The organism is Bifidobacterium sp. LH_426 (assembly GCF_056356875.1).
Genome location: NZ_JBKEVB010000012.1, coordinates 56,178 through 80,353, shown reverse-complemented (window position 1 = coordinate 80,353; position 24,176 = coordinate 56,178). Strand labels below are relative to the sequence as shown.

Annotated in this window: 16 protein-coding genes and 1 CRISPR repeat array (1 of these 17 only partly in view); of the genes, 14 read left to right on the top strand and 2 right to left on the bottom strand. The window is 59.9% G+C overall.

From position 1 onward, the window contains the following. Positions 1–10: 10 nt before the first annotated feature. A complete protein-coding gene (locus tag AC1AYD_RS10175; protein ID WP_476503295.1) occupies positions 11–979 on the bottom strand; it encodes a hypothetical protein in 969 nt (322 codons plus the stop codon). Between the two features lie 5 nt (positions 980–984). Continuing rightward, positions 985–2,190: a hypothetical protein gene (locus AC1AYD_RS10170; RefSeq protein ID WP_476545128.1), complete on the bottom strand. Its 1,206-nt coding sequence runs from the start codon at positions 2,188–2,190 to the stop codon at positions 985–987. A gap of 269 nt (positions 2,191–2,459) precedes the next feature. Between AC1AYD_RS10170 and AC1AYD_RS10165 the strand changes: the two genes are divergently transcribed. From AC1AYD_RS10165 to cas2, 14 genes are all read left to right on the top strand, one after another. Continuing rightward, positions 2,460–3,296 carry a hypothetical protein gene (locus tag AC1AYD_RS10165; protein ID WP_476503297.1) on the top strand — a complete coding sequence of 279 codons (837 nt, stop codon included), beginning with the start codon at positions 2,460–2,462 and terminating at the stop codon, positions 3,294–3,296. Positions 3,297–3,340: 44 nt separating this feature from the next. After that, on the top strand, positions 3,341–3,850 hold the full coding sequence (locus AC1AYD_RS10160) for a hypothetical protein (protein ID WP_476503298.1): 510 nt from the start codon (positions 3,341–3,343) through the stop codon (positions 3,848–3,850). Positions 3,851–4,014: 164 nt separating this feature from the next. Continuing rightward, on the top strand, positions 4,015–4,431 hold the full coding sequence (locus AC1AYD_RS10155) for a hypothetical protein (protein ID WP_476503299.1): 417 nt from the start codon (positions 4,015–4,017) through the stop codon (positions 4,429–4,431). A 156-nt stretch (positions 4,432–4,587) separates the two neighbouring features. After that, positions 4,588–5,967: an exonuclease SbcCD subunit D gene (locus AC1AYD_RS10150; RefSeq protein ID WP_476503300.1), complete on the top strand. Its 1,380-nt coding sequence runs from the start codon at positions 4,588–4,590 to the stop codon at positions 5,965–5,967. A 1-nt stretch (position 5,968) separates the two neighbouring features. Continuing rightward, on the top strand, positions 5,969–9,337 hold the full coding sequence (locus AC1AYD_RS10145; protein ID WP_476503301.1) for an AAA family ATPase: 3,369 nt from the start codon (positions 5,969–5,971) through the stop codon (positions 9,335–9,337). A gap of 31 nt (positions 9,338–9,368) precedes the next feature. Continuing rightward, positions 9,369–10,355, top strand: a complete 987-nt coding sequence (locus tag AC1AYD_RS10140) for a nucleoside hydrolase (RefSeq protein WP_476503302.1) — start codon at positions 9,369–9,371, stop codon at positions 10,353–10,355. A gap of 430 nt (positions 10,356–10,785) precedes the next feature. Beyond that, positions 10,786–14,082, top strand: a complete 3,297-nt coding sequence (gene ileS, locus AC1AYD_RS10135; protein WP_476503303.1) for a mupirocin-resistant isoleucine--tRNA ligase — start codon at positions 10,786–10,788, stop codon at positions 14,080–14,082. 230 nt (positions 14,083–14,312) lie between these two features. Beyond that, entirely contained in the window at positions 14,313–16,724 is a 2,412-nt protein-coding gene (gene cas3, locus AC1AYD_RS10130) for a CRISPR-associated helicase Cas3' (RefSeq protein ID WP_476503304.1), read from the top strand. 10 nt (positions 16,725–16,734) lie between these two features. Continuing rightward, entirely contained in the window at positions 16,735–17,439 is a 705-nt protein-coding gene (gene cas5c / locus AC1AYD_RS10125; protein WP_476503305.1) for a type I-C CRISPR-associated protein Cas5c, read from the top strand. Positions 17,440–17,442: 3 nt separating this feature from the next. Next, complete coding sequence (gene cas8c / locus AC1AYD_RS10120; RefSeq protein WP_476503306.1) at positions 17,443–19,482, top strand: type I-C CRISPR-associated protein Cas8c/Csd1; 2,040 nt, start codon at positions 17,443–17,445, stop codon at positions 19,480–19,482. A 3-nt stretch (positions 19,483–19,485) separates the two neighbouring features. Next, a complete protein-coding gene (cas7c, locus tag AC1AYD_RS10115) occupies positions 19,486–20,370 on the top strand; it encodes a type I-C CRISPR-associated protein Cas7/Csd2 (RefSeq protein WP_476503307.1) in 885 nt (294 codons plus the stop codon). Positions 20,371–20,431: 61 nt separating this feature from the next. Beyond that, complete coding sequence (cas4, locus tag AC1AYD_RS10110) at positions 20,432–21,139, top strand: CRISPR-associated protein Cas4 (RefSeq protein WP_476503308.1); 708 nt, start codon at positions 20,432–20,434, stop codon at positions 21,137–21,139. Next, positions 21,123–22,154 (top strand): type I-C CRISPR-associated endonuclease Cas1c, encoded by a 1,032-nt coding sequence (gene cas1c, locus AC1AYD_RS10105; protein ID WP_476503309.1) that lies wholly within the window; start codon positions 21,123–21,125, stop codon positions 22,152–22,154. The genes cas4 and cas1c overlap by 17 nt, the downstream gene beginning before the upstream one ends. A gap of 60 nt (positions 22,155–22,214) precedes the next feature. Continuing rightward, positions 22,215–22,505: a CRISPR-associated endonuclease Cas2 gene (cas2, locus tag AC1AYD_RS10100; RefSeq protein ID WP_476503310.1), complete on the top strand. Its 291-nt coding sequence runs from the start codon at positions 22,215–22,217 to the stop codon at positions 22,503–22,505. Between the two features lie 307 nt (positions 22,506–22,812). After that, positions 22,813–24,176: a CRISPR direct-repeat array (repeat unit 33 nt; unit sequence GTCGCCCCTCTCGCGAGGGGCGTGGATTGAAAT) (it continues 1,475 nt past the right edge of the window).

Here is a 24,176-nt window from a genome sequence, read left to right as displayed (position 1 = left end):
CCGACTGCGGTCAGTCCTGAGCGTCGTCTTCGGCGAGACGATTGCGGTACGCGTCATGCAGCGCACCGCGCCATGCCTCGCGACCGTGGCCGTCCGGACGTGCTGCGAGCGTGAATGCGTCCCGCGCCAGATTGACACGTGCGTCGCCGTCCAGACGCTGTGCGTACTCGTCCGCGTCCCGGCGCCAAGCCGGCTGCTCCACTTCGACCAGAAGATCTGCAGGCAGGTGGAACGTGCGCTTCGGCGTATTCGGCGCCTGCACGCCTGCGTCGGCGAGCTTGGCACGCTGCTCGTCCGTCAACGGGGTCGCGCCGTCCAGCACGTCGTCCACCTGATCGAATGGCAGGCCAAGCACGGTGATCAGCGCCTTGGCGTATTCGCCGCGTCCGGGAGTCGTGGAGACCTCGGCTTCCTCGTCCTTCTCGTGCAGCTTCGGCAGGTCGAAGCACATGGCGTGCCATTTGAGCAGGATGACGGTGATGTCATCGCGGTCCTTGACGAACGGGGAATCGTACGCTCCGCTATCGTGGCCACGACGAATCGCATCAGCCTTCTTCGCTAAACGAAGGTTGTCGTTTTCGATGGCCTTGACGGCGCTTTCGGACAGTTCCTTCATCGGCTTATAGAGTAGACGCACCGGAATGAGGGCCTTCAGGCCGGGCCATGCGACCATTTCGATGTCCAATGGCGTGTTGCCGACGACGAGCGAATCGTCGGTCTCGCTGCGCAAGTCGTTCGACAAGGGGATGACGGTGGCCATACGCGGATCGTCATCCACTGCCGTGATGAGCACGTACAGGGAATCTCCATTGGCATAGGCGCTCCACAGCTGCCCCCGCTTCACGCCTTCGTCCAGTTGGTGTTTGATGCGTTCGGGGGAGTCGAGATCGTCGCCGCTGGGCATGGTGATTTCGGGCTCGATGTCTTTCAGCTGATCGTACATACCGAGCAGCTCGGTAAAGGATCGTGTGTTGTTCATGATGTTCAGGCTTTCTGCTCGGGTTGTTGACCTTCAAGGGCGAGCAACGCCCTGCGGATATTCGGATTCTTGCTGTTGAGCAACTTGCCGAGTATCTCCGGATGCTTGTTAAGGTACTTGGTTTTACGTTTTGGCGGGAGAATCTCAAGCGTTTCGGCGAGATCGGTCATCCACTGCTTGTCGTCCCCGCCCTCGATCGTTTCGAGCGCGGCGTCCGCGGCGGACGTGTCGTCCACTGCGAAGTCGATCGGGTTGCCGTCCTCATCCGTCGGATGGGTCACCGTGATATGCTCCTGCACGGCCATGCGGTATCGGACGATTTGGAATACTGAGCCGAGCGGCAACGTGCCCTTCGCTTCATTGAACACTCCTTCCAGCATGTTCTCCATCTGGCCGGGCAGACCGTAGTTCGGATTGCGTTTGCGGTCTGCGTCCTGCAACGCCTTCCTGTCGATGGAGACGGGGTAACGGAGAGCCACCGTCTCCAACTTGGTTTCGGAAACGGCGGAAGGGGTGTGGTATTCGTTCGCATCCAGTCCGTGCGAGTCAAGGTATTCGAAGGACAGTCCCCAGTTTCCGCGGCCGCCCCTCATCCTTTCCTTGCCGGTGGGTTTGCCGCCGCCAAGACGCCCCGCTTCGGGAGCGGTGAAGTCGTTGGTGAACCGGGAATCTCGGCCCATCCGCTTACGCAGCACATCTTTGGCTTTGCCTTCATCGGTGTGCTCGTACATCTTTCTGAACCAGCCCTCCGCGCTGGTCTTGATGAAGCTCACGAACTTGGCGTCGTTTTCGGTCCGGGGGTCATCCATCGCCGCCAGCAGATTGTCCAGACAATCCGCGTAGAACTGGTGTGCGCAATCGCGTGGCGTGTCCGGAGCGCCCTCGGGCAACGTCGGCCTGTACTTTTCGAGCAGTTTTCCGACCTGGTTCTCGATCATGCACAGTGCCAACGGGCCGAACTCGCGCTTCTTCTTGCGGAATGGTGTGGGACCGTTCTTGTCGTAGCGGTATTCGCCGATGAACTCGTCACGATAATACTGGGTCTTCGTTTTATCCCAGTCGTCCGTTCCCTTCCTCTGTCCGGACATGCCGCCTCCTTGCATCGGTATGACTGTCGCCCAGTCTACCGCCCGGATGCATGGCATGCCGTCGGGGCGGAAACGTGTCGCCTCCAGTCGGTCCGATCGCCGTGGCATGGGGTCCTCCAGCATCGGCGTCTCCTTTCCTCGTCGTGTGCGTCATGCTCATGCGTGCCGTGACGGATCCCGCCGTCGTGACGCGCTGTCGGCGATGCGGGCCGTCGCCCGTCGTCTTCGTTTCCGGCGGACACCCCTCTTAACCGGACAACGCGCGCACTGCCGCGAAACGCCGGGGAATGAGGCGTGTCGCGTGTTTTCATCGTATGTCCGGTTAGGGAAGGCGGAACGCACGAACGGTCCGGAACGTCCGAATCGCCGAGACGCAGGAAAGGAACGGCATCATGCTGGACATGTCGAAGAACAAGCACTTCCATCCGATTCCCACCGGGAGGAACCGCAAGCTGGCGCGCATCAAGCTCTGCTATCCGGACAACGCTCCCGGACTGCAGCGTCTGCTCACGGTCCGCACCCGCGAGACGCTCCTCAGGTTTGACGTCGCCCACTTTCGATTCCCGTTGCAGGATGAGAACGGCGCATGGCACGGCAAATGGATCGAACCGTTCACCATCATCGACACGCTCGGATGCATGGTCACGGACGACCGCACGCCGGCGCGCGGGCAGTTCAATATGCGTTTCCTCAAATACCGTCTGCGCAACGGCGTCACGTCGCCGCTGGCGAAGATCAGCTTCCGGGAGGCGATGCCGGGCATGCCCGACTCGCCCGTCACCACGCACGTGGACAAGCTGTGGGACGCGCTCGATCGGGGTGTCGCGATTCGCGACGGTCTGCTCACCGGCAATCCGGACAAATCGCTGGCCGGCAGCTTCGCGATCATTGAGAACACGACCGGCGTCGTGCTTCCCGCGTTCGTCGGCACCGTCATCGAACTCATCGTGGGCGAGGAGAACGCGATGACGATCCGCATCCGCCCCATCGACTCGGACACCGGCGTGGAACACGATCCCACGAACGACTACCACAGCCTCAATGGGCACGAACGCTACGAATCCGAGACCGGCTATTCGGACGCGCAGCTGCGCGCCGACATCGACGCGTGGAGCGAGGAGGTGCGCCGGCTCGTCGCTCTGCGCGACACTCCCGCGTTCGACAAGGGACGCGCCGCGGTCGAACGGCTGCGCGAGGTGACGCGCGACGACGACCGGTGGAACGCGTGAACCGGACGACGGCGACGACCGCGACGGAAACGACGAAGGAAACGATGAAAGGAACGACGATGACGATGGCGATGATGGCCGCGACGGCCACGATGGCTGCGACGATGGCACCGACGGCGACGAAACCCGGACTGCTGCTGCCGGGCGTGCTGTACCTGGACGATGTGTTCGAGGAGTTCAAGCGGGACGATACCGGCCTGCCGCCCATTGAAGACGATGAGGACGGCGGCGACGGGCGCCCCCACTGCGTCTACGAGTCGGGCGGCTACACCGACGAGGACGACGACTTCGCCGACCTGTATGACACGGAACGCAAAAGCGTCTACGGATGCCAGGAGACGCCGGAATACTACATCAAGTCGCTGCTCAAGGATCCGGGCGAGGCCCGCGTGGAGACCTTCTACTACTGCCCGCGTCATTTCGCGCTCAACATCGGCTATCTCGCGGACGTCATGGCGCGTTGCCCGCAGGAATGGGAGATCGACAACTATGTGAACAACGGCGAGATCCCGTTCCGCTTCGCCCTGCAGGACTGGGGTCGCATCGGCAGGTGACGGACGTGTGTGGGTGACTTCTGAAGCGTTGATATTTCCGGTGTGTCGCGCTTTTTTGATGGTTGTCCGGTTATGGATGGTGTAAGGCGGGACGATTCCGGAGCGGATCGTCCACCGCGAGGAGAATCCGCCGGGAACGCCGGCGGGGAAGGAAGATGATTGGAATGAGGTTCCTTGAAACGCTGGGTAGGATCGTATTCGCTGTGGTCATCGGTGCGCTGTTGGTCAATGTCGTGGGGCTGTCGGCGTTCTTCAGCTCTCCTGCTGGCGAGACGTTCGTTAAGGTGTTCAACTACATGACCACCGACTTCATTGCGGACGTCGCCATCGTGATTTTCGATGTGCTGGTCGTGGTCGCATTCTCTGCCGCCCAATATGTGGTGTATCAGATCGTGACGCGGTTGCACCGTCGTGTCGATGGATTTGTCCAAGTACGTCGGGTGTTGGGCATGATGGTGCTTGCGGCGATTCCGATTCTCCAGATCATCATGGGTTGGGGACTGTGGTTCGTCGTCGGTGCCGCAGTACTCAGCTTCGTGTCCGCGGAGGCCATGTTCCTCAGCGAGATGAACGACGACTAGGCGTCTGACATGCGACATGGTGATGACGCGCATGGCGATGCGCCATCGCGAAACCGGTATATATGCATCGGGCGGGGATTGTCCGGTTACGGTGGATGAAGGCAATGGATACGACGGTGCCGCAGATGGGCCGTCGACGGAACGAAAGGAGCCGGCATGAGGGTGTTGCATACCTCCGACTGGCATATCGGGCGCAGGTTCAAGGGCGTGGACCTGCTCGACTACCAGCGCAGGGCGTTGGAATGGCTGATCGACGTGATCGTGCGCGAGCACGTGGACGTGCTGTGCGTGTCCGGCGACGTCTACGACCTGTCCGTGCCATCCGCCGAGTCGATCCGTCTGTTCGATGCGATGTTCGATCGGCTCGGACGACTCGAGATAGATGGTCGACCATTGGAGATCGTCATCACGCCCGGCAACCATGATTCCGCGATCCGTCTCGGTACCGGCGCCGGTCTGATGCGTCCGAACGTGCACGTGCGCTGCGGACTCGACACCATCGCGGAACCGGTGACGGTCACGCGCGGCGGCGACTCGCTCGCCGTGTACGCGTTGCCGTACCTCGACCCGGACACGGCGCGCTCCGGACTCCAGCAACTGTTGGAGCAGGCGGGCGTTGACTATCGCATCCCGCGCTCGCATGAGGGCATGATGCGCGCGGCGATGGAGCTCGTCACACGTGACCTCGCCGACCGGCGCGCCGCCGACCCGCATGTGGCCGCCGTGCTTATGGCGCACGCGTTCATTTCCGGTGCCGCGCCCAGCGACTCCGAGCGGGGCATCGCCGTAGGCGGCGTCGACAGTGTGCCGGCTGGGCTCTTCTCCCATAGCGGTCTCGACTATCTGGCGCTCGGTCATCTGCACCGGCCGCAGCGGGTGAATGTGCCCGACTTGCCCGTCGACGAATCCGTGTTCGGTTTCGACCGCACGCCGCAGGCACGCTACAGCGGGTCGTTGCTCGCCTACTCGTTCTCCGAAAGCCGCGTGCCTCCGGTGAAAGGCAACGGCAAGAGCGTGGTGCTGCTCGACATCGTCGACGGACACGTGGGAAACCTCCGCACATTGGACGTGGAATCCGACGAGCCCGCGTTCGTGCGGCTGGAAGGCACAGTGGACGAGATCCTGGGCGATTCCGCCGCCGCCCATCATGACGACTGGGTATCCGTCACCGTGCACGTCGGCGAATTCCCGCAGGGACTCTACCAGAAGATCGACGACCGGTACGAGCACGCGTTGGAGAAAAACATCGTCTACGACCGGAGCCGTGCGACGACAGGGCGGCGAACCGTGGACCTTCGAACGGCATCCTCCGAAATGGATGTGCTCGAACAGTTCGTGCGACATCAGCTTGGCCGTAAGGCCAATGAGGAGGAGCATCAGGTGCTGGAGGCCGCGTTGGAGGCCGCCCGGGCCAAACATGCCGAGCATGCGGACGGAATCGTATCCAACGATTCCGTGAAGCATACGCAAGGTGCCGTCGCCGATGAGGGCGATGCCGGCGGAACGATGATCGACGGCGTGGAGAAGGAGGACTGACATGAGGCTCATCGCCATGAAATTCCGCGGGTTCGGCCCGTACAAGGGCGAATACGCCATCGACTTCGCCGCGTTGACCCGCTCGCGCATGTTCCTCATCGACGGGGAGACCGGAGCCGGTAAGACCACGATTCTCGACTGTCTCACGTTCGCCCTGTACGGCAACATCTCCGGCAACGAGAAGGACACGTTGGACGCCGGAGGCGACGGGCAGCGCGTCCGCTCCCGGTTCCTCACAGGCGAACGGACCGAAACCTACGTCGATCTGATCTTCCGGTCCGGCGATGATTACTACGAGGTGCGACGCACCCCGAAATACGACCAGCCGAAAACCCGCGGCGACGGGTTCACCCCACATAACGCCACCGGCAAGCTCATGAGAATCGATTGCGGCATCGCCGCTCTGGCCGAGGCTCCGGGCAATGATCCGGAACGGTACTTCGCCTACGCGGAGGAAGCCGGTCACGCCGAGGCGATCACCTCGCGCGCCGGTGACGTGCGTCCGGAGATCACGCGGATCATCGGGTTGGATCGGGAACAGTTCTCGCGTACCATCATGCTCGCGCAAGGCCAGTTCGCCATGTTCCTGTCCCTGAATCCGGAAAAGCGCACCGAGCTCGTCGAGGACCTGTTCGGCGCGACCATCTACGAGGACATCCAGACCGAGCTCGCGGAGCGCCGCAAAAGCATGAGGGCCGACGTGGAGAAAGAGGGGATTCGTCTCGTCGGTGGCATCGCCACGGCCAAGGCCACAGCCGCGCGCATCCTCGAGCAACAGGGCGCTACGGAAAAGGACGGCATCCAGCTGGAGGATGGCGGCGGGCCGGAGAACAAGCTGGATATCCTGTCCAATGTGCGATGGGGACTCGACCGTGAGGATGCCAGCAGACTCGCCTATCCCGCGCGCGAGCCGGATGAGATCCGACACAGCCTCCGTGATGTCGCATTCGGCGTCGACGCCGAATGCGATGCGCTGGTACGCGACGGCGAAACGAGGGATACGCAGGCCCGACGGGCGCTCGACCTCGCGCGGGCGCGACAGACGGACGCCGAAACGCTGCGGGACGCGGCGGCGCGTGAACTGCGCGACATCCAGGCGCTGCACGATGTGCAGGCGGACGATTCCGCCATCGAACGATCCCGCCATGATCTGGCGCGAGCCATCGAAGCGCAGCCCATTCTCGACCTCGACAGGGAAGCCGGTGCACTGCAGGTCGAACAGCAGCGTCTCGCCGAGCAAAACGCGACGCTGCGACGGCAGCTGGACCAGCTGACGGATCGGAACAATCTGGAACGCCGACGTGAACAGGCGCTTCAGACCGCCGCAGGCGCCGAAGCGGCCCGCGCCGATCTGGAACGCGCCGACACGCATGAACAGCTCGTCGCCGCCGCCGAACGGGCGGCAACGCAACACGAGCAGGCGAAGCAGGAGCTCGACCGGGCGCGCGCCGTCGCCGAACAGGCGCAGCAGGCATCGGACGAACTGCCGGATCCCGAAAACGTCGAGCGGGAACTGCAGCAGATCGCCGAACAGTTGGGCGGCGAACAAGGCCTCCACGCGCAGCTCGACCAGGCCAAACGCATACTCGGACACGCGCGGCAGGCCGAACGGCTCACGGAGGAAACGCCCGCGCTCGAACGGCGACGGGACGAGGCGGAAGCCGCGCACCATGCCGCGGAACGCACCCTGCAAAGCGCCGAAGACGCCATCAGACGAGCGGGCGCCGCCCGATACGCCGCAACGCTCGAAGACGGCGAACCCTGCCCGGTGTGCGGCAGCACCGATCATCCACATCCCGCCGTCATGCCCGACGACGCGGCCGACGCCCAGGAGATCGCCGAACTGAAACGCCGCGTCGCCGACAAACAAGCCGCGGCGGAACAAGCGCGAACCGCGCTGCGCGAAGCCGAACGGGACCTCGACTCGCATCGCGAGCACAGCGAGGGACTCGACGTCGAACAGGCCGAGAAACGAATCACCGAGCTCGAAACCGCCGTCGACGCGCTGGACATGGCGCGCGCAAGACGCGACGAGCTGCGCGATATCCGGAAGACCATCGCCGCCGCCACACAGGCGGCGCAACAAGCGTGGACCGCGCTCGCCGCAGCCGAAGCGAAGGAGACCGAGACGGGCAACGCCGCGAACACCGCCGCCGAACACGCCGAAGGACACACCAAGACCAGCGTCGCCGAAGAGCGGGCCGCCGCCCGTGCACGACTGGACGAAGCCAAAGCGCAGGAACGGGAGGCGGCACGGCTCAAACGTGCCATCGACGAACGAGACGAACTGGAACGCCGGCACACGCAGGCCCAAGCCCAAGCGGACGCCGCCGCACGCAACGCCGGTGAAGCGCAGACGAAACGCGACCACGCGCTCAAGGGAAGCGCACACTTCACCACCATCGACGAAGCGGCCGCCGCCGGACTGGACGAGCGGGAACGCGTCGACCTCCAACAGCGCATCCGCCGCCACGAGGACGCGTTGCACACGGCCACAGCCAATCTCGCACGGTCGCGCAACGAGCTGAAAGAAGCCCTCGCCGGCATCGGCGAAGACGGCATGCGCGAGCTGGGCGTCATCGCATCCGCCGCCACCGCATACACGGAGGCCGGCGAGCCGACGCCACTGGGCGAAGCGATCGCCGCCATCGACACGGACGCGCTGGCCGCCGCCGTGCAGGAAGCCGAACGGCACGCCGCCGAAACCGGTCGCCGCGTCGGCGCGCTCACCACGCTCGGACAGGACTGGCGGACGCAGGCGGAACGAATGGAACGGGCGGCCGGCCAGTGGGCGCGGCGGACCGCACGGTTCGCGCCGCTGGAGCGCATGGCCGCCCTCGCCAACGGCGACAAAAGCGCGTCAGGCGCCGCCAACCGGCTCACGCTCATCACCTACGCCGTCACCGAACGGTTCCGCGACGTGCTCGACCGCGCCAACGAACTATTGGGCGACATCCAAGGCGGCATCTACGAGCTGCGGCTCGTCGACGACGCCATCGCCACGGGCAACAGGAAAACCGGACTCGACATCACCGTATTCGACCGGCGCACCGAACAGACCCGCAACCCCGGCACCCTCTCCGGCGGCGAGACGTTCTTCGTCTCCCTCGCGCTGGCGCTGGCGCTCGCCGACATCATCCAGGCGGAGAACGGCGGCATCAGCATGGACACGCTGTTCGTCGACGAAGGCTTCGGCACCCTCTCGCAGGACTACCTCGCCGACGTGATGGACATGCTGCGCCGCATCAGCCGCACCCGCGACGTGGGCATCATCTCCCACGTCGACTGGCTCAAAGACCAGATCGCCGAACGCATCAGCGTCAGCCGCGTCACCCCCGACGGGGAAAGCCGATTGGAGGTGATAGCCTGAAGCCGGCACACGGCAGGAAGGCGGAACGCATATGACCGACCGGAAGACACTCATCCTCGACCTCGACACGGGCATCGACGACACGCTCGCCATCGCCTACGCGCTTGGCAGCCCCGACGCCGAACTCATCGGCATCACCGGCACCTACGGCAACGTGACCGTCGCGCAGGGCGTGCGCAACGCGCTCGCCGTCACCGAACTGTTCGGACACCCCGACATCCCCGTGCACCGGGGCGTCGGCCATCCGATCGCCGCCGACGAGACGAACGGCGGCGACGGCACGTTCACCGTGAGCCGCGGCTCCGCGTTCATCCACGGGCGCAACGGCATCGGCGAAGTCGACATCCCGGATCCCACGCGTGAAGCCGCGACGGAACCGTCCGTCGACTTCATCATCGACGCGGCGGAAACCTACGGCAAGGACCTGTGGCTCGTGCCGACCGGCGCGATGACCACCATCGCCGCCGTACTCGAACGCGAGCCGCGCATCGGAAGCATGATCGGCGGCATCGTGATGATGGGCGGCGCGCTCACCGTCCCCGGCAACGTGAACGCGTGGACGGAGGCGAACATCGCGCAGGATCCGGAGGCCGCCGACCGCATCTTCCGGTCCGGCGCGCACGTGACGATGATCGGGCTCGACGTGACCATGCAGACGCTGCTCACGAAACGCGAGACCGAGGTCTGGCGCGAGACCGGCACACCGGCCGGACGGTTCCTCGCCGACATGACCGATTACTACATCGACGCGTACGCGGTCAGCGCGCCCGGCATGGGCGGCTGCGGGCTGCACGACCCGCTCGCCGTGGCCGTCGCGCTCGACCCGACGCTCGTCACCACGCTGCCGATCAACCTCAAAGTCGACCTGGACGGGCCGACGCGCGGACGCACCATCGGCGACTACGACCGGCTCAACACGGCCGAGAAGACCGTCGACGCCGCGGTCGGCGTGGACGTCTCCCGCTTCCTCGACGCATTCACGACGCGCGTCGGCGCCGTCGCGGCGGGGGAGCGGTAGGCGGCGCGAACCGCCGCGTGAGGCACGGCACGTGTGGCGGCATGCCTCACACGGCACGGCATGCGGCATGGCATGCGGGCGCGGGACGCGGCGTCTGAGACGCGTCTTGCGCCGGGCATGCGGCGTGCTACGATGTGCAACCGAAGTCAAGGCGTCGATCCGTCATCAGCGGGGAGTCTTCGGAAGAACGGCGTGGATTCATGATTCGCGCTTACTAGAACCGACGGGATCGGCCCGACACAGCCGAACTCAAGCGGTCGCGACGTGACGGGCGTCTCCTGGAGACGCGAATCCACGCGCGGCAAGCGAGGTGGTACCGCGGTGGCGGTGCCGGCGGGACGCACGCACGTCGCCAAGGCGACGGCGTGGGAACGCCGGGACCAAAGTCGTCCTCGTAAAGAACCAACGACGCATTACGAGGAGCCACACGGTGAGCGACAACGTATATCCCAAGGCGAACGAGGGCGGCGAGACCGCGCACGTCGCGCCGAACCCCAGCTTCCCCCACATGGAGGAGACCGTCCTCGACTACTGGGACAAGGACGACACCTTCCAGAAGTCGGTGGAACGCAACCCCTCCGGCGACCACAGCCAGAACGAGTTCGTGTTCTTCGACGGCCCGCCGTTCGCGAACGGCCTGCCGCACTACGGCCACCTGCTGACCGGCTATGCGAAGGACGTGATCCCGCGCTACCAGACCATGAAGGGCCGCAAGGTCAACCGCGTGTTCGGCTGGGACACGCACGGCCTGCCCGCCGAGCTCGAAGCGCAGAAGGAGCTCGGCATCGACTCGGTCGACCAGATCGAGAAGATGGGCATCGACAAGTTCAACGACGCCTGCCGCGCCTCCGTGCTCAAGTACACGCACGAATGGCAGGACTACGTGCACCGCCAGGCCCGTTGGGTGGACTTCGAGCACGGCTACAAGACGCTGAACATCCCGTACATGGAGTCGGTGATGTGGGCGTTCAAGCAGCTGTACGACAAGGGCCTCGCCTACCAGGGCTACCGCGTGCTGCCGTACTGCCCGAAGGACCGCACGCCGCTGTCCGCGCACGAGCTGCGCATGGACGCCGACGTGTACCAGGACCGTCAGGACACCACCGTCTCCGTCGCCGTCAAGCTGCGCGATGAGGACGCCTACGCCGTGTTCTGGACCACCACCCCGTGGACCGTCCCCACCAACTTCGCGATCGTCGTCGGTGCCGACATCGACTACGTCGAGGTCAAGCCTAACGAAGGCAAGTACGCGGGCAAGAAGTTCTACTTCGGCAAGGCCCTGCTGCCGCACTACGAGAAGGAGCTCGGCGAGAACTACGAGATCGTGCGCGAGCTCAAGGGCGCCGAGCTGGAGGGCCGCCGCTACTGGCCGGTCTTCCCGTACTTCGCCGGCGAGAAGGCCGAGACCGAAGGCAACGTGCCCGGTCCGAACGGCTACACGATCTTCACCGCCGACTACGTCGACACCGTCGAGGGTACCGGCCTCGTCCATCAGGCCCCCTACGGCGAGGACGATATGAACACGCTCAACGCGAAGGGCGTCAAGAGCACCGACGTGCTCGACGAGGGCTGCCGCTTCACCGCGCAGTGCCCCGACTACGAGGGTCTCTACGTGTTCGACGCGAACAAGCCGATCCTGCGCGACCTGCGCAACGCGTCCGGCCCGCTCGCCGAGATCCCCGAGGAGCGCCGCGCCATCCTCTTCCAGGAGAAGAGCTACGTGCACTCCTACCCGCACTGCTGGCGCTGCGCCACGCCGCTCATCTACAAGCCGGTAAGCTCCTGGTTCGTGTCCGTCACGAAGATCAAGCCGCGTCTGCTCGAACTCAACCAGCAGATCAACTGGATTCCGGACAACGTGAAGGACGGCCAGTTCGGCAAGTGGCTCGCCAACGCGCGCGACTGGTCGATCTCCCGCAACCGCTTCTGGGGCTCCCCGATCCCGGTGTGGGTGTCCGACGACCCGAAGCACCCGCGCGTCGACGTGTACGGCTCGCTCGAGGAGCTGAAGGCCGACTTCGGCGACTACCCGCGCGACAAGGACGGCAACATCAACATGCACCGTCCGTGGATCGACAACCTGACCCGTCCGAACCCGGACGACCCGACCGGCAAGTCCACGATGCGCCGCATCTCCGACGTGCTCGACTGCTGGTTCGAATCCGGCTCCATGTCGTTCGCGCAGTTCCACTACCCGTTCGAGAACAAGGAGAAGTTCGAGCAGCACTTCCCGGCCGACTACATCGTCGAATACATCGGCCAGACGCGCGGCTGGTTCTACCTGCTGCACGTGATGGCGACCGCCCTGTTCGACCGTCCGGCGTTCAAGAACGTGATCTGCCACGGCATCGTGCTCGGCTCCGACGGTCAGAAGATGTCGAAGCACCTGCGCAACTACCCGGACGTGAACGGCGTGTTCGACAAGTACGGTTCCGACGCGATGCGCTGGTTCCTCATGTCGTCGCCGATTCTGCGCGGCGGCAACCTGATCGTCACCGCCGAGGGCATCCGCGACACGGTCCGCCAGGTCATGCTGCCCGTGTGGAGCTCCTACTACTTCTTCACCCTGTACGCGAACGCCGCCGGCTACGACGCGCGCCAGCTGAAGCCTGAAGAGGTCGCGTCCCTGCCGCAGCTGGACCGCTACCTGCTGGCTCGCACCCGCCGTCTCGTGCTCGCCGCCGAAAAGTCGCTCAACGAGTTCGCGATCTCCGACGCGTGCGACGCCGCATCCGACTTCATCGACGTGCTCACCAACTGGTACATCCGCAACAGCCGTGACCGCTTCCTCGCCAAGGACGAGAACGCGTTCAACACGCTGTACACGGTGCTCGAGGCGTTCATGCGCGTGCTCGCGCCGCTCGCCCCGATGGAGGCCGAGTCCGTGTGGCGCGGCCTGACCGGCGGCGAGTCCGTGCACCTGGCCGACTGGCCGTTCGTCGTGGACGAGAAGACCGGCGAGGACACCGAGCTGGGCCGCGTGCTCGTCGACGATCCGGCGCTCGTCGCGGCCATGGAGAAGGTGCGCGAGGTCGTCTCCGGCACCCTGTCGCTGCGCAAGGCCGCGAAGATCCGCGTGCGCCAGCCGCTCTCCAAGCTCACCGTGGTCGCCGAGGACGTGGACGCCGTGCGCGCCTACGCCGAAGTGCTCAAGTCCGAGCTCAACGTGAAGGACGTGGAGTTCTGCACGCTGGAGGACGCCGCCTCGCAGGGCCTCAAGATCGTGCACGAGCTGCGCGTCAACGCGCGCGTCGCCGGCAAGCGCCTGCGCAAGGACGTTCAGTTCGCAATCAAGGCGTCCAAGTCCGGTGATTGGCACGTCGACGCCGCGACCGGTGCGCCGGTCGTCGAGACGCCGTCCGGCGAGATCGCGCTTCAGGATGGCGAGTACGAGCTGATCAACCGCGTGGAGGAGAAGGACGCCGCCGAGGAGGCCGTGTCCGTGTCCGCCGCGCTGCCGACCGGCGGCTTCGTGATTCTCGACACCGCGCTCACCCCCGAGCTGGAGGCCGAAGGCTACGCGCGCGATGCGATCCGCGTCGTGCAGGACGCCCGCAAGTCCGCCGGCTTCGACGTGGCCGACCACATCGCGCTCAAGCTCACCGTGCCGGCGGACGCCGTCGCCAAGGTCGAGCGGTTCCGCGACCTGATCGCCGCGGAGACCAAGGCCGACGTGCTCGACGTGGTCTCGGGTGAGGAGCTCGCGGCTGAGGTGGCGAAGGCGTGAGGCTTGCGATTACGGCGATGATTGCAGCGCGTGCATGACGTGCGCGACACGCGTGACACGCCGATGAATTGGCTTGATTAAGCCGATATTGAGAAATCCGGATGTCTTGGAGACAGGGCATCCGGATTTTTCTTTTGTTTTTTCCGGTGTATATGTACCGGTGCGCTGGGGGTAAACTTACATTGGAATGAGCAACGTAGATTATTCGTCACTTCGGATGGAGGTCATCAATGGAGGGCAACGGCGTCAGGATAGGCTCCACGGGTGAGCTATTGGCTCGTAAGGATGATAACGGCAATGTACAGACATTGTTCGACCATCTGCATAATGCCGGTGAATTGGCGGCGGCTTTCGAATCCCGAAGTGTCGTGACTGCTCGTACGGCGGGACTGCTGCATGATGAAGGGAAAGCCACCCAAGCATTTCAAAATTACCTGTTGTATGGAGACGGACGACGTGGCGAAGTGATTCATGCGTGGCAGGGGGCCTTTACCATCAACGCCCAACCGGTTGACGGTCCTGCCGGAGCCATGACCCAAGAGATGCTTGAACTTGCTATAGCGAACCATCATGGTTGCCTGCCGGATTGTATCAGCTCCGAAAGAGACAGCCCGTTCTTCGACAAAATGTCCGATGAGAATAAGGCAGAGGAACGCTACCATTATCAGGAGGTGCTCGGCCATGAGTCCTCCTTGAGACTCGACGCACAGGACAATTTTGCGCAGAGTGCCGCTGAATCGGCGGGACTGTTACAGGTGATGAGGGACTGCGTCTCCAAGCTTCATTCGCGGAGGCAGGCATGTAGTTCCATGGACTTTTACCTGGGACTGTATGAGAAGTATTTGTATTCCAGGCTCGTCGATGCCGATCGACTGGATGCGGCGCATTTTGAGTCGCACCGAGCTTATGCACCGAACACTCCGGATTGGGAGGAACTGATCCGACGTCTGGAAACCCATCTCGAAGGATTGGACGCGTCGAAGCCCATTAATCGGATTCGGTCTCGTATATCAGAGGACTGCCTTAAAGCCAGCGAGCGAACGACGGGCATCTACCGGCTCGGAGTGCCTACCGGCGGTGGCAAGACCCTCGCATCACTGCGGTTTGCGTTGCATCATGCGGCGAAAACCGGCAAGAAACATATCATCTACGTCATTCCGTACTTGTCGATTACCTCGCAGACCGTGGAGGTCTTCCGTAAATTCCTCGACCTGAAGGATGATGATAGCGACGTGCTGCTGGAACACTACTCAAGCGTCATGAAAGACGATGATCGGAAGGAGGAGCGGCGCAAACTCGCCGCAGAACGTTGGGATAATCCGATCATCGTGACGACGATGGTGCAGTTCTTGGAAACCGTGATGTCTGCGCGTGCATCGAAGTTGCGCAAGTTCCACAACATGGCGGACAGCGTCATCATCTTCGACGAGATACAGGCGCTTCCCACCAAGACAATCAATTTGTTCAACGAGATAGTAAGTTTCCTGTCCGGTATTCTGGACTCCACGATACTGCTATGCTCGGCCACGCAACCGTTGCTGGAACATACCGAGCGTGGGAATCTACTGCTCTCTGATGGTCCTGATTTGATCGGACGGTCAAACGACTATGAGAAACAACTTCGGCGTACCAATATCATCGCATCATCGGAGACGGTGACGATTGATGAACTGGCCTCGATTATTTTCGATAAAGCCCAAGAGAACGGTAACTGCCTGGCGATTGTCAATCTACGGTCCGAAGCTAGGAAACTGTATGATACAATCAGCGATTTGAATGAAACGCTTGACGAGAACAAGCGATTCACCATAGTGCATCTAAGCACATCCATGTGTGGACGGCATCGGAAGGATCGATTACAGGAACTTCGGATATCGCTTAAAAAGAATCGTCCTGTCATCTGCCTGAGCACCCAGCTGATCGAGGCCGGTGTGGATGTGTCATTCGCTTGCGTGGTTCGTGCGATGGCTGGTCTCGATAGCATTCTTCAGGCTGCGGGGCGTTGCAATCGCAACGGTGAATCGAAAGAGCCGAAGAACGTCTATGTATATCCAATCGCGGATGAACGGGGGCTTGACCGATTGCAGGACATCAAACTCGGCAAAGCCATCACCCAGCAACTCATTCATGAGCATCCTGATGCCGATTTGATGTCCGAAGCGATGATTGCCGAATACTATCGGTTCTATTTGGATCAGCAGAAGAGTGAGACGATGGACTACAAGTTGGGTACTGGTGAGACCGCCTATGATTTGCTGTCGACCAATCGGAATCGACGGAAAGAGTATGAGGATCGGAAGAGACATAAGTATTCGCATATATTCGCCCAGGCGTTCAAGACGGTGAGTGACGACTTCCATGTCATTGCCAAGGAGACCACGGATGTGGTGGTACAGTATGGGAAGGCGAAGGAGCTGATCGATCGACTGGGTGAGGAGGATCTGACCACACAGATTAAGATACTACGACAGCTGCAGGATTATTCTGTATCATTGTTTGGCAACGAATTCAAAACGTTGGATGAAAGTGGGTGTATTGGCATTGCCAACAAGGAATTCGGCGTTAGGGTGCTGAATAAGGAGAACTACAGCACGGATTATGGTGTCGTGCTCAATGCGGATATGCCTTTTCTTTCTATGTAAGCAGGTGATTATGCGGAAACAACGAAACTCGATTGAGTATGAAGTATATGGGGACTATGCGCTCTTCTCGGATGCTGCGACGCGGATTGGTGGCGAAAAGATCTCATATCAGGTGCCCACTTATCAAGCGTTGAAAGGCATTACGGAAAGCATTTATTGGAAACCCACGCTGGTGTGGGTCATTGATGCGGTGCGTGTGATGAACAAGATACAGACCGAGGGAAAAGGCGTCCGGCCAATCAAGATGAACGGCGGCAATGAACTGTCGTACTATACCTATCTCAAGGATGTTCGATACCAGGTGCTTGCCCATTTCGAATGGAATGAGCAGCGTCGTGATCTCATACCTGATAGAGATGAAAACAAGCATCATAATATCGCCAAACGCGCTGTGGATCGTGGGGGGCGCCGCGACGTCTTTCTTGGCGCACGGGAATGCCAGGCGTATGTCGAACCATGCGGCTTCGGGTCGGGGGCTGGTTTCTATGATGAGTATAGCGAATGGGACATGGGCTACATGGCGCATGGTTTCACATACCCCGACGAGAATCCGAACCATGATTTCATGGTCCGTTTCTGGCACCCAATTATGCGCAACGGCATCATCGAGTTCGAGCGACCGGATTCCGACAAGCTTGATTACCGAACGATCCGTGAACGACAGTCGGTCAAGAGCTTCGTAATCGGTGAGAATATCAGTCTGGCGGAGGAGTGAGCGATGAGTCTTTGGTCAAGTCTGCTGCAGACCTATGATGCGGTACAGGATGTTGCAGGAATCGCCCCCGTCAATCCTGATGGGACCCTGGATACGAGAAAGACGTTGTTACCGGTGTATCACACCACGATGAAGACGCAGCTATGCGTCACCATCGATCAGGACGGCAGTCTGGTGAATATCGAAAAAGACCGCAAGGCTTTTGATATCATCATCCCCTGCACGGAACAATCAGCTGGCCGATCAGGGCGGAATCCCAAACCGCATCCGTTGTGTGATCAGTTGCAGTACATCGACAGCAAATACGATACAGCCAAGTATCGGCAGTATATGGAACAGCTTGCCGAATGGAAAGATGGCAATATCAAGTTGAATGCCGTCTACCGGTATCTTGAATATCATAGCGTCATCGATGATGCCCGTGCCAAGGGAGTGACAATCCAGGAAACCAAGGACGGTAAACTCGGCGTCCGGTTTGTGGTATGGTCAGGAGACCACAGCCCGGAGACGTGGCAGGATCCCGCGATTCGTTCCCTGTGGATACGGTATCAGGAACATCAGGGAAAACGCCTCGGAACCGACATGCTGGGCGGCGAGCTACGCAAGCCTTCCGCCAATTTCCCGAAGAACATCGTCAGCGTCAACGGGAATGCCAAGCTCATCTCCGCGAACGACAAGACTAACTTCACTTTCCGCGGACGATACATCGATCGTGGTGAAGCCCTGAGCATCGATACACTGACCTCGCAGAAAGTGCACTCGACATTGCGGTGGTTGGTGAACAACAACGGCACTCTCACCGATACGCAGGACATCGTGGTATGGGCGGTCGACAAACAGCCGACCGAGCATATCGTCGATTACTCAGGCAATTCATACGACGTCTATGAGGGACTGTCTGACTTCTACTACCTCGATGATGCAGAGGAAAGCGATAGCCTGACCGATGGGGAGAAACTCAGCGCCGCTCGTTCTCAGGTGGATGCCAATTACGCCGACTATTTGGGCAAATTGCTGAGGGAATACGGTGGGAAATCTGCTCTCGATGCGATTAAGGAACACGGTCGTCGTATAGTCGTGGCAATTTTCGATGCCGCAACCCCTGGAAGACTGAGCGTCACGTTCTACCGGGAATTGGCCGAAGATGAATACATCGAAAACGTGATTCGATGGCATGAGGATTCCGCGTGGAACCTCACTCGGTTTGAATCGTCAACCGACAGTGGCCATCCGAAGACAAGAGAAGGAAAGGAAGCTCCGAACTCGGAACCCAAGCTGATTGGTTACATTGGGGCTCCGTCATTCAGAGACATCATCAACTGCGTGTATGACAGTGACGATCGCAGTGGGGTTGGGTATACCAAATTCGCCAAGAAAATCAAGAAACAGCTTGTTGAGTGCATGTTTGGCAACAACTGTTTGCCGCAGTCGTTGCTGCATGCCGCATTCCGCCGGGTCGTCCGTCCGCAAAGCTACACGGTTAGCAAGAATTATCGTAAAAACGAGACGACATGGCGGCGTGATTTAGAAGTCGCATGCAGCATGTGGAAAAAACATTTCATCGAACAGGAGCGGCGACGTCTCCCTGGAACGGAAAGGAATACGATGGCTTTACTGGAATTGGACGTTAACCGTAGGGATAGGGACTACTTATACGGCCGACTTTTAGCGCTTGCAGACAGTTTCGAGTATAGGGTGTTGAAAAACCAGCAGAAGCGAAACGGTGCATCGAGCAGGCCGACGAACGCGATACGGCTGATGAACAGTTTTTCGGCTAAACCGTTCGTTACTTGGGGTAATCTGTGGAATCAGCTTCAGCCCTACCTGAAAAATACATACACGCAGTCCCCGTCGGTCGCGAAAAGCTTCCAGGATGATATCGACTGTGTGATTAACACATTCAAACCAGGAGACTTCGAAGACAATCATGCTCTGTCGGCGTTGTTCCTGCTCGGCTACTCCCATGAGCGTAAATATCTGATGGATCAGGCGCGCAATAAGGGAAACAAGTCTCAGACAACTGAAACCAATGAAGGAGAATGACCCATGACCACTTTGCAGAATAGGATTGATTTCGTGGTGGTGTTTTCTGTGGAGAACGCCAATCCGAATGGCGACCCCCTGTCGGGCAACCGTCCCCGTATGACTTCCGATGGCCGCGGCGAGGTGTCCGATGTCGCATTGAAGCGTAAGATTCGTAATCGCCTGCAGGATGCCGGGGAACGCATCTTCGTGCAGTCTGCCGATCGTGCCGATGACGGGGCGCGCTCGTTGTCCGAGCGTATGCAGTTGTTTCTGAAGACGTTGGATAAGGACGAGCAGAATCAGAGAGGTGTAGTCGCTTGGAAGGCCTGCGAACGGTGGATCGATGTTCGTGCTTTCGGCCAGGTGTTCGCCTATAAGAAGACCCAGAAGAACGGCAAGGACAGCGGCGTCGACTCCGTATCCTTGGGCGTTCGTGGGCCGGTGTCCATTCAGCCTGCTTTCTCGCTGGGAGAGATTTCGATTGACGATATCCAGATCACCAAGTCCGTGAACAGTGAGACCACGGAGAACGATGTAAAGTCGTCTGACACCATGGGTATGAAATATCGCGTCTCAGGTCGCGCGGTATATGTGACACGTGGCAGTATCAGTCCCCAGCTCGCGGAGAGGACCGGGTTCTCCGACGAGGATGCGGAGAAGGTCAGGGAGGCTCTGATTACCCTTTTCGAAAACGACGAGAGCTCCGCACGCCCGGCTGGCTCGATGGAGGTGCTCAAAGTTGTGTGGTTCAAGCACGACAACAAGGGTGGCCAGTTCTCGACGGCCAAGGTCCATCGTGCCGTAATGGTCGATGCCGATGCTGATTCCGATCATATTGTTCAAGTTCATGATGATGAGATTCCAGGACTGCATTATGACATATTCCCAGTTGAGAAAAGGAATTAGTGCATTTGCTCCCTAGATAGCTGTTAGAGGTCTGAATTGGGTATTGTGCAAGGAGGCTGACATGAAAGAGCTGGTGGATTATCCTGATGACGATTGGCTGGCTCTTTCCGGCCTCCAGCACTTCGCATTCTGCAGACGGCAATGGGCGCTGATTCATATTGAGCAGCAATGGCAAGATAACTATCTGACCACTGCCGGATCATTGGAACATGAGCGTGCACATGACTACGGCGAGTCGGAAACCCGTGGTGATCTGCTTGTCATGCGAGACCTACGCGTGTTCTCGCGGAGAATGGGCATCACAGGTGCCTGCGATGTAGTCGAATTCCGCAAATCCCCTGAGGGAGTGCCTCTACATGGAAGAGATGATACTTGGTTGCCTTACCCTGTGGAATACAAGCGCGGCAGACCCAAACAGCAGGATGCCGATCGGCTTCAGCTATGCGCCGAAGCCATGTGCTTGGAAGAAATGCTGGCATGTTCGATTCCCGAAGGCGCGCTGTTCTATCAGCAGACGAAGCATCGGGAGCGGGTTTGCTTTGATGCGTCGTTGAGAGAGCGAATCGTTGCAATGACTCATGAGATGCACGATTTACTCAATCGAGGGCACACGCCAAAGGTCAGACCATCGAAGTCTTGCCGTGCGTGCTCGTTGCGTGACATCTGCCTGCCTAAGTTGGTCAAAACGCAATCCGCCAGACAATTCATCGAAGATACGTTACTGGTGGAAAGCAAGAAGGGGAGTGCTGAAAATGAGACGATTGCTTAACGCATTATATGTCACCAGTGAAGATGCCTATCTGTCCTTAAAGAACGATAATGTCGTCGTGCAGCGAGAGGATTCTACACTTGGTGAAATCCCCCTTAGATCCTTGGATGGCATCATGAGCTTCTCCTATAAAGGGGCTTCGCCGGCGCTGATGGGCAAGTGCGCCGAATTCGGTGTGGGGCTTTCATTCTTTTCGCCAAGAGGACGATACTATTGCTCCGTTCTTGGCGAAAAGAGTCGCAATGTTCTCCTTCGGCGGGAACAGTTCCGCTTCGCGGATGATGGGAGCATGTCCTTGTCCTATGCTCGATCATTCATCATTGGGAAAATATACAATTGTCGTTGGGTTCTCGAACGCACCAAACGCGATCATGCATTGCGTGTCAACGGTGAGCGTATAGCTGCGCAAAGTGAACGGTTGCGTCAAGCGTTGTTGAATGTTCATGACTGTACGTCCATCGAGGAGCTACGTGGCATAGAAGGGTTAGCCGCCAAAGACTACTTCTATGCTTTTGATGATTTGATTCTTCGTGACAAAGATGATTTCTTCTTCCAAGAACGAAGCCGCAGGCCTCCCTTGGATAGAATGAACGCGCTGTTGTCGTTTGTGTACTCCTTGTTGACAAGCGATTGCCTTGCGGCATTGCAAGGGGTTGGTCTCGATCCTTATGTGGGCTTCCTGCATGTTGATAGGCCGGGAAGAGCATCTCTGGCTTTGGATTTGGTCGAGGAGTTTCGCCCTGCCGTAGCTGATCGATTCTCATTGACGTTGGTCAATACCGGAGCAATCAAGTCTTCACAATTTGTAATACGCGAGAACGGTGGAGTCTTTCTTTCTGATAACGGTCGAAAAACCGTGCTTGCAGCATGGCAGAAGAGAAAGCAGGAGGTGATCACTCATCCATTTCTTGGTGAGAAAATAGAATGGGGATTGGTGCCGTATGTTCAGTCTTTGTTGCTGGCTCGAGCTGTTCGTGGTGATTTGGATGCCTATCCGCCGTTCATGTGGAAATGAATATATGGTTATGTGAGAATAGTGGAATATAGTGGTTTTGGAACCAGGGTGTGACGTGAGATGATGGTTATTATTGCATATGATGTCAATACGGAAACGTCAGAAGGCAGACGGCGACTGCGAAATGTGGCGAAAACATGTATGAAATATGGGCAACGAGTGCAGAATAGTGTCTTTGAGTGTTCGGTGTCTCCTTCCGACTATCTGATACTTAAGCATGATTTAGCGCAAATTATTGACGAAGAATTTGATAGCTTGCGTTATTATAATCTTGGTTCAAATTATTTTGGGAAAATTGAATATTGCGGTAGACGGCGTCATGTGCCGGTTGATGAGGTAATGATGCTCTAAGCGTCTGTTGGCGATGCTGTCATTGATGAGGGTGAGCGTGCCTTGTATCGCTCGCCTGTGGCGATGGTGCGAAAGACGAGCTCTCATTGCAAGGGCGACCTTTCGCACCATCGAAAAGAGGTTCTTGAGGGGACAATCGTGTTCTCTGTGCTGCTTGATAACTGAATAGTGGACATTTTGTATGTAGTTTTGAATGTTGCCTTCCTGGTCTGGGCTTTGTGGAATCGGGTTGGCGGTGTGTGCGTTATGCTAGAGCGTGGATTTAGGCGCAAGTTCCACATCGTGGAATATGTTGTCCAATTCCGCAGTCGCCCCTCTCGCGAGGGGCGTGGATTGAAATACGCACCAGCTGTGCACCGTGCGGTACCGCCCATGTCGCCCCTCTCGCGAGGGGCGTGGATTGAAATGCTGTCGGTCTTGGAGGCTTGCAGGCAGTCCAGCGTCGCCCCTCTCGCGAGGGGCGTGGATTGAAATATCATCATGGCGGACAAGATTCGTACCCTGGGACGTCGCCCCTCTCGCGAGGGGCGTGGATTGAAATGTACTGGCCGCCAAGTCGAACTCCTCGGGATGCGTCGCCCCTCTCGCGAGGGGCGTGGATTGAAATAAGGACATGGTGCGCGCCGGCACGAAACCCGTGCGTCGCCCCTCTCGCGAGGGGCGTGGATTGAAATGATATCGAGGCGGACGACAGCAAGGCGAACGCCGTCGCCCCTCTCGCGAGGGGCGTGGATTGAAATTGCAAGGGTTGGATGGTGTGAGCCAGCCGGCGGTCGCCCCTCTCGCGAGGGGCGTGGATTGAAATTCTGGAAGCGCATGCAGAAGCAGGGGCCGACATCGTCGCCCCTCTCGCGAGGGGCGTGGATTGAAATTCAAACTACAGCAGCAATGCGCAGTCGCATTGAGGTCGCCCCTCTCGCGAGGGGCGTGGATTGAAATGTTATAGATATGCGCGTCTTGATATGCGTTCGCGGTCGCCCCTCTCGCGAGGGGCGTGGATTGAAATACCCACGGCGAGCCCTCGTAGACGACCTCGAGGAGTCGCCCCTCTCGCGAGGGGCGTGGATTGAAATACGTTCGATGAGCTGCGCCAGCTCATGCGGCTGAAGTCGCCCCTCTCGCGAGGGGCGTGGATTGAAATACGTCGCCCGTCGTGCGGCGTGCGCGAGCTTTGGTCGCCCCTCTCGCGAGGGGCGTGGATTGAAATACTCTTGACCCGTGGCAGCGGGCCATCAACCGTCGTCGCCCCTCTCGCGAGGGGCGTGGATTGAAATCATCGTCGTCGGTGACGACGCGTACGCGTTCGGCGGTCGCCCCTCTCGCGAGGGGCGTGGATTGAAATAACTTGCGTGTCAAAGAACTCACTTTGACGGCCAGTCGCCCCTCTCGCGAGGGGCGTGGATTGAAATGAAATAGCCGTAGGATGCGTCATGCGCGTCCGTGTCGCCCCTCTCGCGAGGGGCGTGGATTGAAATTTGCTCAGGCCGACCGATTGGGCGGCGGCGTCCGGTCGCCCCTCTCGCGAGGGGCGTGGATTGAAATAGGCAGGAGACGGAGCGCGTGTTCAAGGTCACGTCGCCCCTCTCGCGAGGGGCGTGGATTGAAATCGACGGCGAGGGGTGATGGCATATGGCGGCGAAGTCGCCCCTCTCGCGAGGGGCGTGGATTGAA

What these genes read in the sequence shown, in the direction of transcription:
- cas3 (WP_476503304.1), top strand. Translation starts at nt 14,313, where the DNA reads ATGGAGGGCAACGGCGTCAGGATAGGCTCCACGGGTGAGCTATTGGCT.
- AC1AYD_RS10145 (WP_476503301.1), top strand. Translation starts at nt 5,969, where the DNA reads ATGAGGCTCATCGCCATGAAATTCCGCGGGTTCGGCCCGTACAAGGGC.
- cas5c (WP_476503305.1), top strand. Translation starts at nt 16,735, where the DNA reads ATGCGGAAACAACGAAACTCGATTGAGTATGAAGTATATGGGGACTAT.
- cas8c (WP_476503306.1), top strand. Translation starts at nt 17,443, where the DNA reads ATGAGTCTTTGGTCAAGTCTGCTGCAGACCTATGATGCGGTACAGGAT.
- cas4 (WP_476503308.1), top strand. Translation starts at nt 20,432, where the DNA reads ATGAAAGAGCTGGTGGATTATCCTGATGACGATTGGCTGGCTCTTTCC.
- cas7c (WP_476503307.1), top strand. Translation starts at nt 19,486, where the DNA reads ATGACCACTTTGCAGAATAGGATTGATTTCGTGGTGGTGTTTTCTGTG.
- AC1AYD_RS10150 (WP_476503300.1), top strand. Translation starts at nt 4,588, where the DNA reads ATGAGGGTGTTGCATACCTCCGACTGGCATATCGGGCGCAGGTTCAAG.
- cas2 (WP_476503310.1), top strand. Translation starts at nt 22,215, where the DNA reads ATGATGGTTATTATTGCATATGATGTCAATACGGAAACGTCAGAAGGC.
- AC1AYD_RS10175 (WP_476503295.1), bottom strand. Translation starts at nt 979, where the DNA reads ATGAACAACACACGATCCTTTACCGAGCTGCTCGGTATGTACGATCAG.
- AC1AYD_RS10140 (WP_476503302.1), top strand. Translation starts at nt 9,369, where the DNA reads ATGACCGACCGGAAGACACTCATCCTCGACCTCGACACGGGCATCGAC.
- AC1AYD_RS10160 (WP_476503298.1), top strand. Translation starts at nt 3,341, where the DNA reads ATGAAAGGAACGACGATGACGATGGCGATGATGGCCGCGACGGCCACG.
- AC1AYD_RS10170 (WP_476545128.1), bottom strand. Translation starts at nt 2,190, where the DNA reads ATGCTGGAGGACCCCATGCCACGGCGATCGGACCGACTGGAGGCGACA.
- AC1AYD_RS10155 (WP_476503299.1), top strand. Translation starts at nt 4,015, where the DNA reads ATGAGGTTCCTTGAAACGCTGGGTAGGATCGTATTCGCTGTGGTCATC.
- cas1c (WP_476503309.1), top strand. Translation starts at nt 21,123, where the DNA reads ATGAGACGATTGCTTAACGCATTATATGTCACCAGTGAAGATGCCTAT.
- AC1AYD_RS10165 (WP_476503297.1), top strand. Translation starts at nt 2,460, where the DNA reads ATGCTGGACATGTCGAAGAACAAGCACTTCCATCCGATTCCCACCGGG.